The 14459-nt window shown below is 63.1% G+C and carries 13 protein-coding genes; 7 read left to right on the top strand and 6 right to left on the bottom strand.

Annotation, left to right across the window (positions count from 1 at the left end; genetic code table 11):
- Genes QZW03_RS07865 through QZW03_RS07880 form a run of 4 tightly spaced genes read left to right on the top strand, consistent with a single transcriptional unit; the run spans position 1 to position 4125 of the window.
- On the top strand, positions 1 to 1263 hold the full coding sequence (locus tag QZW03_RS07865) for an ABC transporter substrate-binding protein (protein WP_296509427.1): 1263 nt from the start codon (positions 1 to 3) through the stop codon (positions 1261 to 1263).
- Positions 1264 to 1268: 5 nt separating this feature from the next.
- A complete protein-coding gene (locus QZW03_RS07870) occupies positions 1269 to 2147 on the top strand; it encodes a sugar ABC transporter permease (protein ID WP_296509428.1) in 879 nt (292 codons plus the stop codon).
- Between the two features lie 42 nt (positions 2148 to 2189).
- Positions 2190 to 3044: a carbohydrate ABC transporter permease gene (locus QZW03_RS07875; protein ID WP_296509429.1), complete on the top strand. Its 855-nt coding sequence runs from the start codon at positions 2190 to 2192 to the stop codon at positions 3042 to 3044.
- Positions 3045 to 3048: 4 nt separating this feature from the next.
- On the top strand, positions 3049 to 4125 hold the full coding sequence (locus tag QZW03_RS07880; RefSeq protein ID WP_296509430.1) for an ABC transporter ATP-binding protein: 1077 nt from the start codon (positions 3049 to 3051) through the stop codon (positions 4123 to 4125).
- Positions 4126 to 4465: 340 nt separating this feature from the next.
- Here the strand turns inward: QZW03_RS07880 and QZW03_RS07885 are convergent, their stop codons facing one another.
- Genes QZW03_RS07885 through QZW03_RS07900 form a run of 4 tightly spaced genes read right to left on the bottom strand, consistent with a single transcriptional unit; the run spans position 4466 to position 8573 of the window.
- Positions 4466 to 5842 carry a sensor histidine kinase gene (locus tag QZW03_RS07885; RefSeq protein ID WP_296509431.1) on the bottom strand — a complete coding sequence of 459 codons (1377 nt, stop codon included), beginning with the start codon at positions 5840 to 5842 and terminating at the stop codon, positions 4466 to 4468.
- Positions 5839 to 6540: a response regulator transcription factor gene (locus tag QZW03_RS07890; protein WP_296509432.1), complete on the bottom strand. Its 702-nt coding sequence runs from the start codon at positions 6538 to 6540 to the stop codon at positions 5839 to 5841. Before QZW03_RS07890 ends, QZW03_RS07885 begins: the two co-directional genes overlap by 4 nt.
- A 48-nt stretch (positions 6541 to 6588) precedes the next feature.
- Entirely contained in the window at positions 6589 to 7890 is a 1302-nt protein-coding gene (locus tag QZW03_RS07895; RefSeq protein WP_296509433.1) for a multifunctional CCA addition/repair protein, read from the bottom strand.
- On the bottom strand, positions 7890 to 8573 hold the full coding sequence (locus QZW03_RS07900; protein ID WP_296509434.1) for a glutathione S-transferase family protein: 684 nt from the start codon (positions 8571 to 8573) through the stop codon (positions 7890 to 7892). Before QZW03_RS07900 ends, QZW03_RS07895 begins: the two co-directional genes overlap by 1 nt.
- A 127-nt stretch (positions 8574 to 8700) precedes the next feature.
- On the opposite strand from QZW03_RS07900, the gene QZW03_RS07905 reads away from it, so the two are divergent.
- Both QZW03_RS07905 and QZW03_RS07910 read left to right on the top strand, forming a co-directional pair.
- Complete coding sequence (locus QZW03_RS07905; protein WP_296509435.1) at positions 8701 to 9600, top strand: transporter substrate-binding domain-containing protein; 900 nt, start codon at positions 8701 to 8703, stop codon at positions 9598 to 9600.
- The gene (locus QZW03_RS07910) at positions 9590 to 11434 is read left to right on the top strand and encodes a sensor domain-containing diguanylate cyclase (RefSeq protein ID WP_296509436.1); all 1845 of its coding nucleotides are present in this window, start codon (positions 9590 to 9592) and stop codon (positions 11432 to 11434) included. Before QZW03_RS07905 ends, QZW03_RS07910 begins: the two co-directional genes overlap by 11 nt.
- Here QZW03_RS07910 and QZW03_RS07915 read toward each other — a convergent pair.
- Positions 11431 to 13431, bottom strand: a complete 2001-nt coding sequence (locus QZW03_RS07915; RefSeq protein WP_296509437.1) for a lytic transglycosylase domain-containing protein — start codon at positions 13429 to 13431, stop codon at positions 11431 to 11433. The two genes, QZW03_RS07910 and QZW03_RS07915, sit on opposite strands and share 4 nt — an antisense overlap.
- 9 nt (positions 13432 to 13440) lie before the next feature.
- On the opposite strand from QZW03_RS07915, the gene QZW03_RS07920 reads away from it, so the two are divergent.
- Positions 13441 to 14040, top strand: a complete 600-nt coding sequence (locus QZW03_RS07920; protein ID WP_296509438.1) for a 5-formyltetrahydrofolate cyclo-ligase — start codon at positions 13441 to 13443, stop codon at positions 14038 to 14040.
- Positions 14041 to 14059: 19 nt separating this feature from the next.
- On the opposite strand, the gene QZW03_RS07925 is transcribed toward QZW03_RS07920, so the two are convergent.
- Entirely contained in the window at positions 14060 to 14458 is a 399-nt protein-coding gene (locus QZW03_RS07925; protein ID WP_296509439.1) for a TfoX/Sxy family protein, read from the bottom strand.
- Between the last annotated feature and the right edge of the window lies 1 nt (position 14459).

Below are 14459 nucleotides of genomic sequence, written 5' to 3' on the forward strand. Positions count from 1 at the left end.
ATGTCACTCACAACTTTCGCCCGACGGGTAGCCGCTGTATGTGCACTGTGCGCAGGCGCGAGCACGTACGCCGGAGAAGTGGAAGTGCTGCACTACTGGACGTCCGGTGGCGAAGCCAAATCGGTTGCTGAGCTGAAAGACATGATGGGCAAACGTGGCCACACCTGGCGGGACTTCACCGTGAGCGGTGGTGGTGGCCAGAACGCCATGGCCGTGCTAAAGCAGCGTGTGCTGGCGGGCAATGCCCCCGCGGCTGCCAATATCAAAGGCCCGGCCATTCAAGAGTGGGCGGAACTCGGGGCTTTGACCAGCCTAGACGCGATGGCGTCCTTTGAGAAGTGGGATGACACCCTCCCCAAGGTCGTTGCAGACCAAATGAAATACAAGGGCCGCTACGTGGCCGTCCCGGTGAATGTGCACCGGGTGAACTGGTTGTGGGCCAACTCCGCCGTGCTTAAAAAAGCAGGCGTTGCAACGTTACCCAAAACCTATGACGAGTTTTTTGCCGCTGCCGACAAAATCAAGGCCGCCGGCCTGATTCCCTTGGCCCACGGTGGCCAGGACTGGCAGGACTTTACGGTGTTTGAGTCCGTCGTTTTGGGCGTGGGCGGTGCTGCCCTGTATGACAAAGCGCTGGTGAAGCTGGACCGCGCCGCCATCAACAGCGAAGAAATGAAAAAGGCGCTGGAAATCTTCCGCCGCCTCAAGAGCTACACCGACCCCGCCTCCAGCGGCCGGGACTGGAATGTCACCACCGACCTGGTCATCCAAGGCAAAGCCGGCTTTCAGTTCATGGGCGACTGGGCCAAAGGCGAGTTTCTGGCGGCGGGCCAAACACCGGGCAAAGAGTTCAGCTGCTCGGCCGCACCAGGCACTGCTAACGCCTACACCTTCAATGTGGACTCTTTCGCCATGTTCCAGCTCAAGAGCTGGGAGGCGCAAAAAGCCCAGGGCTACCTGGCCTACCTGCTCATGGGCAAAGAGTTCCAGGAAAAGTTCAACCTGCGCAAGGGCTCTATTCCGGTCCGCTTGGGCATGAACATGGACAAGTTTGACGACTGCGCCAAGACCTCCAGCAAAGACTTTGTAGCCACCTCCGCGGCCGGCTCACTGGTCCCGTCTGTGGCGCACGGCATGGCGCTGCCATCGTCGCAGCAAGCCGCCATGCGCGCTGCGGTGAGCGAGTTCTGGAACAACGACAAGCTGAGCGTGAGCGAAGCGGTCGCCAAATTGGTCGCTGTCAGCGCACCGAAGCAAAAGTAAGACTTATGAAAACCATAGAAAACATCCTCCCCAAGCTGGTGATTGCCCCGGGCTTCGTGCTCGGCTTTGCCTTCATTTACGGATTCATGATCTGGAACGGCATCCTGTCGGTCACCGGCTCGCGCATGCTGCCCAACTACGACGAGTTCGTGGGCCTGGAGCAGTATGTGCGCCTCTGGGAAATGGACCGCTGGTACGTGGCCTTGAAAAACCTGGGCATCTTCAGCGTGTTGTACGTGGGTGGCTCCATGGCGCTGGGCATGGGCTTGGCCATTTTTTTGGACCAAAAAATTCGCGCTGAAGGCGTGTTGCGCACCATCTACCTGTACCCCATGGCCTTGTCGTTCATCGTGACCGGCACCGCGTGGAAATGGATTTTGAACCCCAGCCTCGGCCTGGAAAAACTCATGCACGACTTTGGCTGGACCAGCTTCAGCTTCGACTGGCTGGTGCAGTCCGACACCGCCATTTATTGCGTGGTGATTGCCGGCATCTGGCAGTCCGCAGGCTTTGCCATGGCCTTGTCGCTGGCCGGTCTGCGCGGCATTGACGACAGCATCATCAAAGCCGCCCAGATCGACGGCGCATCGCTGCCCCGCATCTACTGGCGCATCATTCTTCCTATCTTGCGCCCCGTGGTGTTTTCTACCGTGCTGGTGTTGTCGCACCTGTCTATCAAGAGCTTTGACTTGGTCATGGCGCTTACCTCCGGCGGCCCCGGCTACGCGTCGGACGTGCCTGCCACCTTCATGTACGTGATGAGCTTTACCCGTGGCCAGATCGGCCTGGGCGCCGCCAGCGCCACCATGATGCTGGTGTTTGTGGCCGCGCTGGTGGTGCCCTACCTGTACAGCGAACTGCGCACCAAACCCCACGACCGTTAATCCACGACCGTTACCCACGACCGTCCTCCACGATCGCACCTTATGCTGACCAAAAACCTACCCCGCATCCTGATCTACGCCACGCTGCTGCTGGCCGCCTTCTTCTTTTTGGCGCCGCTGTACGTGATGTTGGCCACCTCGTTCAAAGACGCCGAGCAAATCCGCTCCGGCAACTTGCTGAGCCTGCCCACCTCGCTCAACTTTGACGCCTGGTCTGCCGCCTGGTCCACCGCCTGCACAGGTGTGGACTGCCGCGGTCTGCAACCCTTCTTCACCAACTCCATCATCATGGCCGTGCCTGCGGTGTTGATCTCTACCGCCTGGGGCGCGATCAACGGCTACGTGCTCAGCATGTGGAAGTTCAAGGGCAGCGAAGTGCTGTTCGGCTTCATGCTGTTTGGCGTGTTCATGCCCTTCCAGGTAGTGTTGTTGCCCATGAGTCAAGTACTCGGCTTTTTGGGCTTGTCCAGTTCGCTGGGTGGCCTGATTCTGGTGCACTGCATTGCAGGTTTGGCAGGCACCACGCTGTTTTTCCGCAACTACTACACCGCCATTCCCCGTGAGCTGGTGAATGCAGCGCGCATTGACGGTGCCGGCTTCTGGCGCATTTTCTTCCGCATCGTGGTGCCCATGTCGACCCCGATTTTGATGGTGACGCTCATCTGGCAATTCACCAACATCTGGAACGACTTCCTGTTCGGCGTGGCCTTCAGCGGTGCAGACAGCAAGCCCATCACCGTGGGCCTGAATAACATGGCCAACACCTCCAGCAGTGTCAAAAGCTACAACGTCGACATGGCTGCCGCCGTGATCGCCGGTCTCCCCACCATGCTGGTCTATGTGCTGGCAGGTCAATATTTTGTGAAAGGTCTCACCGCTGGCGCGGTGAAAGGATAAAAAAATGGCAGCTTCTCTCCAAATCGCAGGCATCCGCAAAGTATTCGGCAAGGGCGACAAAGCCGTTGAAGTCCTCAAGAAAATCGAAATCGACGTCGCCCCCGGCGAGTTTTTGATCTTGGTTGGCCCCTCAGGTTGCGGCAAGTCCACCTTGCTCAACATCATTGCGGGCCTCGAAGAACCGTCCGAAGGCGAGCTACGCATTGCCGGCAAAAACGTGGTGGGCGTGGCCCCCGCGCAGCGCGACATTGCGATGGTGTTCCAGAGCTACGCGCTCTACCCCACCATGAGCGTGGCCGACAACATCGGCTTCGCCCTCGAAATGCGCAAGGTGCCCGTAGAGCAGCGCAAAAAGCGCATTGCTGAAGTAGCCGCCATGCTGCAAATCGAGCACCTGTTGGACCGCCGCCCCGCGCAGCTGTCCGGCGGTCAGCGCCAGCGCGTGGCCATGGGCCGTGCTTTGGCCCGCGACCCCCAGCTTTTCTTGTTTGACGAGCCACTCTCGAATCTGGACGCCAAGCTCCGTGTGGAAATGCGCGCCGAAATCAAGCGCCTGCACCAGGTGAGCGGCATCACCAGCGTGTACGTGACGCACGACCAGATTGAGGCCATGACCCTGGGCAGCCGTATCGCGGTCATGAAAGACGGCATCTTGCAACAAATCGGCACACCCGACGACATCTACAACCGCCCCGCCAACACCTACGTGGCTACCTTTATCGGCTCGCCCACCATGAACCTGATCAAAGGCCATGTGGAAGTGCCCGGCGCGCAAGGCCGCTTTGCCTTCAACGGCAGCACCCTGGAGCTGGCAACCCCTGCGGCAGGCGACGCCACCATGGGCGTGCGCCCCGAACACATTGAGATGATCACTGGCGACACCGCCTGGCGCGGCGAAGTGTCCGTGGTCGAGCCCACCGGCGCCGACACCTACGTGGTGGTGAAAACCTCTGCCGGCGAAGTGACCGTGCGCACCGCCCCAAGCGCATCGTGGAAAGCCGGCGACCAGGTTGGTCTGCGCGTGAACCCTGCGAACGTGAGCTGGTTCAACACCGCGACGGGTGTGCGTTTGGGCGTTTAAGATTTCAAGACCTTAACGAAAAAGCCGGGCTGCCCTTGTGGGGTAGCCCGGCTTTTTTTGCCGGTAGTTGGCCCGCTAGTACTTATCTAGTCTCATAGCGTAGAACAAGAGCATAAATGGGAAAAGTACGTAGGAAACATCGCCGATTACCATTGATGTCACCCAACATATCAGCGCCGCGGGAATAGCGCAGGCGGCCATTCTTTCGCCAGAGAACGAGTAGGTTATTTTCTCGTTGCAGCTCGGACATCGTCCCCAAACACTGACGCTACCCTGGTAGTCTCCGTCGCGAATGTGCGGCCAAGGTACTTGATTTCCACAATGGGGGCATTTCATATAGTTATCCCAACACCGGCAACTCCAGCCGGATCGTCAACCCATGCGGCAACGTCGTCTGCGCTGTCGCCGTGCCGTTATGCCGACGTGCAATTTCCGCCACGATGGACAAGCCCAAGCCGCAGCCGCCGGGCAGTTCGCTGGCGCGCCAGAAGCGTTCAAACACGCGCTCCAGGTGTTCGGTCGAGAGGCCCGGGCCGGTGTCTTCCACGTCCAGCCAGCACACGCCGTCGCGCACCGTGGTACGCAGGGTGACCACGGCACCTTTGCCTGCGTAGCGCAGGACGTTGTCGATGAGGTTGCTCAGCACTTCGCGCAGCAGCAGTTTGTCGGCGGGCACCATGACGCTGTCTTCACCTTCATAACCCAGGTCCACGCCAGCCGCCAGGGCGCGGCGCGTCCATTCGCGGGCTACTTCGCGTGCCAGCGATGCGGCATCCACCGGCACCAGGCTCACCTCCGCCTCGGTGCGGGCCAATGACAGCAGCTGGTGCACCAGGTGGGCGCTGCGCTGGGCGCCGGTGTGCACTTTGGTCAGGCGCTGTTGCAAGGCCTCGGGGTCTTTTTCTTGCATGGCCAGCTCGGTCTGGCTGATCAGCCCGGCCAGCGGGGTGCGCAGCTGGTGAGCGGCGTCGTTCAAAAAGCGCTTTTCCTGACTCAGGCTGCGGCGCAGGGTGGTGAGCAGTTGGTTCAGGGTGTTGGCCAGCGAGTGCACTTCCTCGGGCGCTTGCGTCATCTCAATAGGCGAGAGCGACGCCATGTTGCGGTTGGCCAACTGGGCCTCCAGCCGCTCCAGCGGCGCGAGGCCACGGCGCACACCTTCGTACACCAGCACGCTGAGCACCGCGCCCAGAATCAGCAGCGGGAACAGCACATCGCGCACCAGCTCGCGGGCAATGCGCTGCTGCGCGACCAGGCTTTTGGCCACCTGCACCCGCATGCGCTGGTCGGTAAAGCCATCGCCAAAACTGAGGTCGATGGACGCCACCCGCATGGGTTTGCCCTCCATCACCACTTCGTAGAGCACCGGTTCGTTGGCGGGGGAGTACAGGTCGGGCGTTTGGCCGGGGATTTTGGTGTTGCCCAGCAAAAAGCTGCCGGGGGGCGACGACACCATGTAGGCCACGCGGTCGTTCGGGTCTTGCTCAATGATGTCGCGTGCCGCCCTCGGAAAGTCGACCAGCAGGCCCGAGCCCATGGGCTTGACCTGCCGTGCCAGCGAGCGCACCGATTGGGTGAGCGACTGGTCGATGGTTTTTTCGGCATAGGCCAGGGCCACCCGGAAGGCCAGCACCCCGCCCATGAGCCACAGCACCAGCTGGGGCAGCAGCAGCCAGATGAGTAGTTGGCGTTTGAGCGAGAAGCGGGCCGGGCGGCTCATGGGCTGTCGGATTCGAGCATGTAGCCCAAGCCGCGCACATTGCGGATGCTCAGGCCGCTGTCGTTGAGCTTGCGGCGCAGGCGGTGCACATACACCTCCAGCGCGTTGGAGCCGGCAGCGCCACCTTCTTGCGGGGCGGTTTGCCACACGGCCAGCACGTCTTCGCGGCCCACGACTTGCCCCATGTTGTTGACCAGCAGCGAGAGTAGCGACCATTCGCGGTGGGTGAGCTCCATGGGTTCTTCGCCCAGCCAGCCCAGCGGCAGCACGGGGTCGAGGCGAAGGCTTTGGCTGGTGCTGCTTTGCACTTCTAGCGACCCGCCAAACGCCGGTAGTCGCGAGCGGCGCAACATACTTTGCAGGCGGGCCAGCAGTTCGGCCATGTTGAAAGGTTTGGTGAGGTAGTCGTCGGCCCCGGCGTTCAGGCCTTGCACCCGGTCGTCCACGCCATCACGTGCGGTGAGAATGAGCACGGGCAGGGCAGCCAGGCGCTGGCGTATCCAGGTGAGCACGGCAATGCCATCAACCACCGGTAAGCCCAGGTCGAGCACCACGCCGTCAAAGCGGGTGGCCTCCAGCAGGCTTTGGGCTTGCGCGCCGTCGCTGGCGCTGCTCACGCTGTGACCGGCGTGCACCAGCTGTGCACAGAGGCCGTCGCGCAGCAATTCATCGTCTTCAACAATCAGTAAATGGGCCATGGCCTGAGCATACCAAGGCAGGGCGCTCTGCCCTGAGCGGATCTACCCTCAGGCAGGCGGCGCGGGTGGCAGCCCCGCCGCAATCGCCTCAGCGCGTGCTGTATGGATGAATTGACCTATCTTTGGCCCCTTAGCCCCCGCCAATATTGCGCGAGCAGCTATTAAATCTGTAGCAACTTCCAGCGCCAGGTCGAGGGCCTGCCCCAGCCTTTGGGCTTGGGGGTAGGGCGCCTCGTGCAGGCCCAGGCGGCCTTGGGCATCGCACTGGCAGGCGAGCAGGGCCGCGCGAAAGCGTGCGGGTTTGCGGATGGCGTCGCAGCGCTCCAGCAGGCGCAGCAGGGCAGCCGCGTTGAGCGAGCCGCTGCGGTGGATGTTGCCGTGCTCGCGGGCCACCACGTCGGCCAGCTCGGCGCTGTCGTTGGGCACGCGCAGGCGCTGGCACACGCCCTTGAGCAGGCGGGCGCTGCGCTCTTCATGGCCGATGTGGCGGGGCAGCACATCGGCGGGCGTGGTGCCTTTGCCGAGGTCGTGGCCCAGGCAGGCAAAGCGCACCTCCAGCGGCGCGCCCAACTGGGCCGCGCGGTCCAGCACCAGCATGACGTGCACGCCGGTGTCCACCTCGGGGTGGTGCTCGGGGCTTTGGGGCACGCCCCAGAGCCGGTCCAGCTCAGGCAGCAGGCGCGCCAGCGCGCCGCAGCTGCGCAGCACTTCAAACATGCGGGAAGGCCGGGCCTCCATCAGGCCCTTGGCCAGCTCTTGCCACACGCGCTCGGGCACCAGGTGATTTACCTCGCCGTCGTCCACCATGGTCTGCATGAGCGCGGTGGTCTCAGTGGCCACGGTGAAGTCGGTAAACCGCGCGGCAAAGCGGGCCACGCGCAGGATGCGCACCGGGTCCTCGCGAAAAGCCGGCGTCACATGGCGCAGCACCCGCTTTTGCAGGTCGGCCTGGCCGCCATAGGGGTCTACTAGCGTTTTGGTATCAAATAGGCCTCTAGCCCCCGTATCGTCTGCGCGAGCAGCTATGGAATTGATAGTAAGGTCGCGCCGGGCCAGGTCTTGCTCCAGCGTCACATCCGGCGCGGCGTGCACGGCAAAGCCGTGGTAGCCGGGCGCGGTTTTGCGCTCGGTGCGGGCCAGGGCGTATTCCTCTTGGGTGCGGGGGTGCAAAAACACCGGAAAGTCTTTGCCTACTGCGATAAAGCCCGCATCCAGCATCTGCTGCGGGCTGCTGCCCACCACCACCCAGTCGCGGTCTTTCACCTCCAGGCCCAAGAGCGCGTCGCGCACGGCGCCGCCCACCAGAAAGGTGCCGGTAGGGCGGGTAGCGTCAGGCGTGGGGTGGGGCATCAGCGTTGCAGGCGGTAGGGCTCTTCAAAGTCCAGAAAGTCTTTTTCGGCCAAGGCGCCGTTGATCCAGTCTTGCACGCCGGGCAGTGCCAGCACGCGGGACACATAGGCCCCCACCACCGGGCTGACCGGCAGGCCGTAGGTTTTGAGGCGGGCGCACACGGGGGCAAAGTAGGCATCGGCTACTGAGAACTGGCCAAACAACATGGGTCCGCCATATTGGGCCAGCAGTTCTTCCCACATGGCGCTGAGGCGGGCCACATCGGCGCGCACGGCGGGCTTGTCGCGCCAGATGAGGGCGCCGGTTTCCAGCAGGGTGGCCTCGATGTTCATCGGGCAGTTGCTGCGCAGGCCGGTGAAGCCGGAGTGCATTTCGGCGCACACGCTGCGCGCCCGGGCCCGGGCGGCTGTGTCGGCGGGCCAGAGTTGCAGGTTGGGGAATTGCTCTGCCACGTATTCGGCAATGGCCAGCGTGTCCCACACGGCGAGGTCACCATCGACCAGCAAAGGCACCTTGCCGGTCGGGCTGAGGCTGGCGAGGGTGGTCTTGAACTGCGACTGGCTCTCAAACGAGTCAAACCGCACCATGACCTCTTCAAAGTCGATGCCGGCTTGCTTCAGGAGCACCCACGGGCGCATGGACCACGAGGAATAGTTTTTATTGCCGATATAGAGTTTGATCATGCGCAATCCTTGGTCAAAACGGCATGATAGTCGGGCCCGCGGGGGCTGGCGGCCCGAGGGAGGCGGTCCTATACTGAAACCACAAGTTCAGCGCTAGCAAGCGCCGCCAACACCGGGAGGAGACCCCATGTCGTTTCAAGCAGTTCGCTTCGACGGTCGTTACTGGCGCAACAGCCGGTGGTGGTTCGGGGGATGGGCCCTGTTGCTGTGTGGCTTGGCAGGGGCGCAGCCCATACGCTTCGCGCCTGAAAAAGACTACCCCCCGTTTGTGAGTGCCGGCCCCGGTGGGCAGGTGCAAGGCTTGTCGGTAGATGTGCTGGACATTGTGCGACCTCGCTTACCGGCCGGGGTGGAGATGCTGCCCCCGGACAACCTGGCCAATATTCTCCAGGCAGCGCGCCGTGGCGAGGTGGACCTGATTTCTTCACTGCGCCCGACTCCTGAGCGCGCAGAGTTTCTGGCCTTTACCGAGCCCTATGTCAAAGTGCCCGCCGTCCTGGTGGTCCGGCAGGGGCCTGCGGCCCCGGCGCTCAAAGACCTCGAAGGCCGGTCGGTGGCCGTGGGCAAGGGCTACGCGGTAGAAGCTTTTGTGCGCAGCCAGTATCCGCAAATCCGCTGGGTGGCAGTGAGCGACGACCTCACCGGTTTTCAGCAGCTCATGCGCAGCGAGGTGGACGGGGTGGTGGCCGATGTGGCCAGCATCAGCGATGCCAAGCGCCACAGTGGCGTGCGCGGGGTACAGGTGGGCGAGACGCTGCCTTTTGAATACGAGTTGAGTTTTGCCTACCGCAAAGACCTGACGGCACTGGGCGCGGCACTCAACGCAGGCCTGCACGACATATCCCCCGCGACACGCCAAGCGCTTTTGCGTCGATGGATCGACATCGACACCCTGACCTACGAGGACCCTTTGCAGCAGTGGCTGCGCAGAGCGGCGTTCGGCTTGGCCGCACTCGCCGTCGTGGTGGCAGTGGTCTGGCGCGCACGTCGTCCAGCCGGAGAGGAAGGAACGTCGCGTGCCGAATGAGGCCGCCGCCATAAACCCGGTCTGCGCGCCACGCCCGGTGGGGTGGATGCTGCAATGGGCGCTTTTGTGCGCGCTGGCCGCCGCTGTGTCGTTAGTCCTCTCCGACGCCCGCCCGGGGCAGGTGCTGGTGTGGTTTGCCAACGCTTTTGGTGCCGTGGCGCTCATGCAGCTCCCCCGGCGGCAATGGCCTGCCTATCTAGCGCTGGTGTTGTTGGGCATGTGGGCGGTGCATGCCGCCTTTGCGCTCACGCCGGCCGCCCGGCTGCTGGCCGGCGAGAGCGGGTTGTATGCGGCAGGGGCTTCCTTGGTCAAAGTGGGGGCCCATGTATTTGAAATGGTGCTTGCGGCCCTGTGGCTGACGCGTCTGCCCAGCCTGAGCCAAGCGGGTGAGAGCGCCACCGCTCAGGCGCAGGTGCTGCTCCGCGGCGCCTTGCTGCCAGCCGCCGTGAGTGCTCCGCTCGGCGGGGCGGTGTTGGCCATGGCCTGGGACACCGAGTGGCAGGCTGCCACCCTGAACTGGGTGGTGGGCAGCACCATCGGGTCGGTCGCCATGTTGCCGCTGGTGCTGATGCTGGCCACCCGGGGGCTGGCCGCTTCGGTGCAGCGCTGGGTGTCGCCAAGTCATATCGGCATGGCCATCCTGAGTGTGGCGGTGGTGCTCTGGGCGGCTACCAGCTTGCCCAAGCCTTTTGTGATCATGCTGGCGCCCATGGTGTGGGTGGCCGCGCGCAGCAGCCTGTTCAACAGCATGGTGGTGAATGCGGCCATTGCACTGGTCATGACCGCCCTGATTCGCGTGGGGGTGTTGCTGCCGCCACCCTCATCGACCTGGTGGGGCGATGCGCTTTACTTTCTCTCCGTGTTGGCCACGCTGTTGCCGGGCTTGTTTCTGGCGGTTATGTCCGAGGGGCAGCGGCGTGCAACCCGGGTGTTGGCACAGAGTGAGGCCCGGGCTCGAAGCCTTTACCAGGCGACACCGGCAATGTTGCACTCCATCGACGGCGGCGGCCGAATCGTGCAAGTGAACCGCCTGTGGCTCGACACCCTGGGCTATCAGGAGTCCGAGGTGCTGGGGCGGCACATTGCCGATTTCATGACGCCGGATTCGGCCCGCTATGCCCGGGAGGTCGTGATTCCGCAGGCGATTCACGACGGGCGTTGCAACAACATCGATTACCAGTTTCGCAAGCGCGACGGTACCGCTTGCGATGTACTGCTGTCTGCCGTGTGGGAGTTCGACGCTGAGCACCAACCCCTGCGCAGCCTGGCGGTGCTGCAGGACGTGACCGAGAAAAAGCGGCTGCAAGCCCGCAGCCACTTTGCCGAGCATGATGCCCTGACCGGCCTGCCCAACCGGGTGTTGTTGCACGACCGTTTGCGCATGCTCTGCGCTCACCATGCCCGGCACGGTGGCTTGTTTGCCGTGGGCTTTATGGACCTGGACCACTTTAAAGACATCAACGATCAATACGGCCACGACGCGGGCGACGCCCTGCTCAGAGAGGTAGCCCGCCGGCTGCAAACCGCTTTGCGGGCCGAGGACACCGTGTGCCGGCTGGGGGGGGACGAGTTTGTGCTGCTGCTGGGCGGGGTAACCCATGCGGAGGAGCTACCGCCCCTCATGGACAAGGTGATGGACACGCTGGCGGGCCCCTTGCGCCTGGGCACTGCCGCAGACGCCCCGGAGGTTCAGGTTTCCGGCAGTCTGGGGGTGGCGGTGTATCCGGCGGATGGTGCTGATTTGCAAACCCTGCTCACCCATGCCGATCAGGCCATGTACACCGCCAAGCGCAGCGGCCGAAACCGCTGCGAGTTTTGCCGGCCAGCGACCTAGGGCAGGTCCAGGCCGGTTTCTGATGCGCCGGCGTCCCGCGGGCCCACTACGCCCAAGCGGGCCTTGAGGGACTGGGGCTGCCCGGTGATGAGCGCGGCATACAGGGTGGTGTTGGCCAGCACTTTTTTCACATAGTCACGCGTCTCAGTGAACGGCACGTTTTCGGCCCAAATGGCGGCCTCCCATGTCGGGCCACCGGCTTGCCCGCGCCAAGCGCGGGGGCGCCCGGGCCCGGCGTTGTAGGCCGCTGCGGCCATGGGCATGGAGCCATTGAAGCTATCGAGCACCAGTTTGAGGTAGCCGGTGCCGATGGCGATGTTGGTGTCCCGGTCGGTGATCTGGTGGCCCTGGAAATCGTTGAGGCCGATTTTTTTGGCGGTCCATTTCGCGGTGGCCGGCATCACCTGCATGAGGCCCGCAGCGCCGACGACTGATTTGGCATCGGTAATGAACCGGCTCTCCTGGCGGATGAGCCCGTACACATAGGCGGGCTCCAAGCCGATGAGTTGAGTGCGTGCCAGCACCGCTGCTTTGTGGGGCATGGGGTAGCGTTGGTCCATGTCGACCATGCCTTTGGTGCGCTCACTGGTGTTGATGCAGCGGTCCCACACCTCGGCTCTGCACGCCAGATCAGCGGCTGCCAGGAGCGAGCGGTCGTCCAGCCCGCCCCGGTTGTGCAGGTTGGTGGTGTAGTTCCATTCGCGCACGCCGTCGCTGCGCAGGCCGATGTTGATGGCATAGAGCGCGCGCACCAAGCCGGGGTTCTTTTTGGCCTGGTCTTTTTCTTCCGCGGTGAGCGGGGCTGGTTTGGGTGGGGTCACGATCTTTTGACCCAGGTCTTCGAGGGCCAGCATTTCGTAAAACCCTTTGGTACCGGCTATCGATTCCAGGAGTGCCTGGCTTTCCATCTTGGCCGACTCTACGTTGGTGCGGCGCGCCAGGGCACGGGCACGCCAGTAGACCCAAGTGGGGTCATTGCGCAGTGCCTCGGGCATGGCGGCAATGGCATCTGCCACTTGGCTCCAGCGACCGGCGCGCAGGGCGGCGCGGGCCGCCCAGGCAAGATGGTCTTCGTGCATCTGGCTGAACTGGCCCTTGGCAAAGTAGCCCGGTGCGTCGTCCGAGAGTTTCTGGGCTGCTCGCTTGCCGATCACGCCCCAGATCCAGCTGCGCTCTTCCTGGGTGAGCTGGGCTTTCCAGCGGAGTTTGTCGACTTCTTCTGCGGCATCTTGCGCGTTCAGATCGGCGAGCCGGATGATGGCCAGCGACACAAACTCCCGGGTCTGCGGGCGCAGGGCGGTGACCTTGTCGTTCAGGTACTTGGCCGGCGTGTTGTAAATGGTGTTGATGGTTTTGACATAGTCAGGGTCCAGCGCGGCTGCGGCTTGGGTAGCCACGCGCAGGCGGTCGTTTTCCATGCCGAGGCGTGCGCGTATCCAAGCACTGTGCGCGCTGAGTTTTTTGTCCTTGGCCAGCTGGGTGGCGAGTCCGCCACAGGCGTCGTCAGCTTCCTTCAGGCCCCACCACACCGACTCCAGGGCGGCGGTGACATCGGTGCCGCGGGTGCTGTAGTCGGCCCAGAGCGCGTAGCAGCGCACGGACCGGTCGTCGTTCATGCGGTAGAGCGGGTATTCGCGGCTGAAGGTGTCCCAGTCCCGGGCGCGGCCCAGTTGCAGGAGCCATTCCGCACGCAAGCGGTCTTCCTGGTAGGTGCCGGTGTAGCGGTTTAAGTAGTCCTGAATGTCTGATTTGCTGGCATCGTCCAGCCGCGCAGACATGTCCCAGTAAGCGGCCCAGGGTTCAAGGGTATGGCCCCGCAGGGTTGGCAGGGCGGCGGCGAGGCGCTTTTTGTCCCGGTTTTTGTAGGCCTGTGATAAGTCGAGAATGGTCTCGTCAAGGCGGGAAATGTCACGCCCTTGGGCGTATGCTGACGGTGTAGTGGTGGACATCAGGGCGCCGCACAGGGCGACTGATGTCAGAATGGCTGAAAACTGCATGTGGGGATTATGGACAACTCGGACGACAGCAAAGCTGCACAAAAGAAAGCCCTTCGCAAGGCGCTACTGGATCAACGTCTGGCCATGCCGGATCGCCTACAGCGCGCCGATTTATTGCAACGCGTGATGCGCATTTGGCTGGTGGGCCGGCCGGATGCGGTCATTGGCACCTATTGGCCCATCAAGGGGGAGTTCGACCCCCTGCCTGCGCTGCACCGCTGGAAAGAAGACGGCGAGCTGATTGACCAACCCCAGCGGCGTCGCATCGGCTTGCCGGTGGTGAACCGGGAGCACAAGACCATGACCTTTCATGCCTGGTACCCCGGCTGCCCGATGGAAGAAGATGCCTATGGCATTCCCAAACCCAAAGACACCGAGTTGATCGTGCCCACGCTGCTGTTCGTGCCCTGTGTGGGTTACGGGCCCGGCGGCTACCGACTCGGCTACGGCGGTGGCTTTTATGACCGCATGCTGGCCAGCCTGAGCCCACGCCCTTTTACGGTGGGCCTGGGCTTCGGCTCCGGTTTTGTGGATGATTTTGAACCCGAGGCTCATGACATACCCTTGGATGCCATCCTGAATGACCATGGGGTGGTCTGGCCGGTGTGAGCAAGGGCGCCCGTAGGCCCTATTCGGGTGGTTTGCGTGCGCTTTTACGGTGTGTTTTGGGGGTGGATGCTTTGCCGTGGGCTTGCACCGCCGCCTGCCAGGCGAGTCGGGCCCAGTCCCGCATCAGGGCGGGGGATTCCATGGCTTCGGTCGGGGCGCTGTAGTAGTTCAGCCCGCGCGCCATCCCCTTGGCGGTGTAGCTGAATCGTTGACAACCGGCTTGCTCATAGAGGGTGCGGCTCTCGTCGGAGGCTTTGAGCCACAGCGTGTCTCCCTCCCCCAGGTCCGCGAGTATGGCCACCGTGAGCCCGTCGCAGCTGATGCCCCAGCCGCCGAACATGCGTTTGGCACGGCAGGGCCCCAGGCTGGTCAGCAATTCACAGCAGTAGTCGGCAAAGTCCGTGGATATCTGGGCCATG

The organism is Rhodoferax sp., assembly GCF_013297935.1.
Lineage (GTDB): Bacteria > Pseudomonadota > Gammaproteobacteria > Burkholderiales > Burkholderiaceae_C > Allorhodoferax.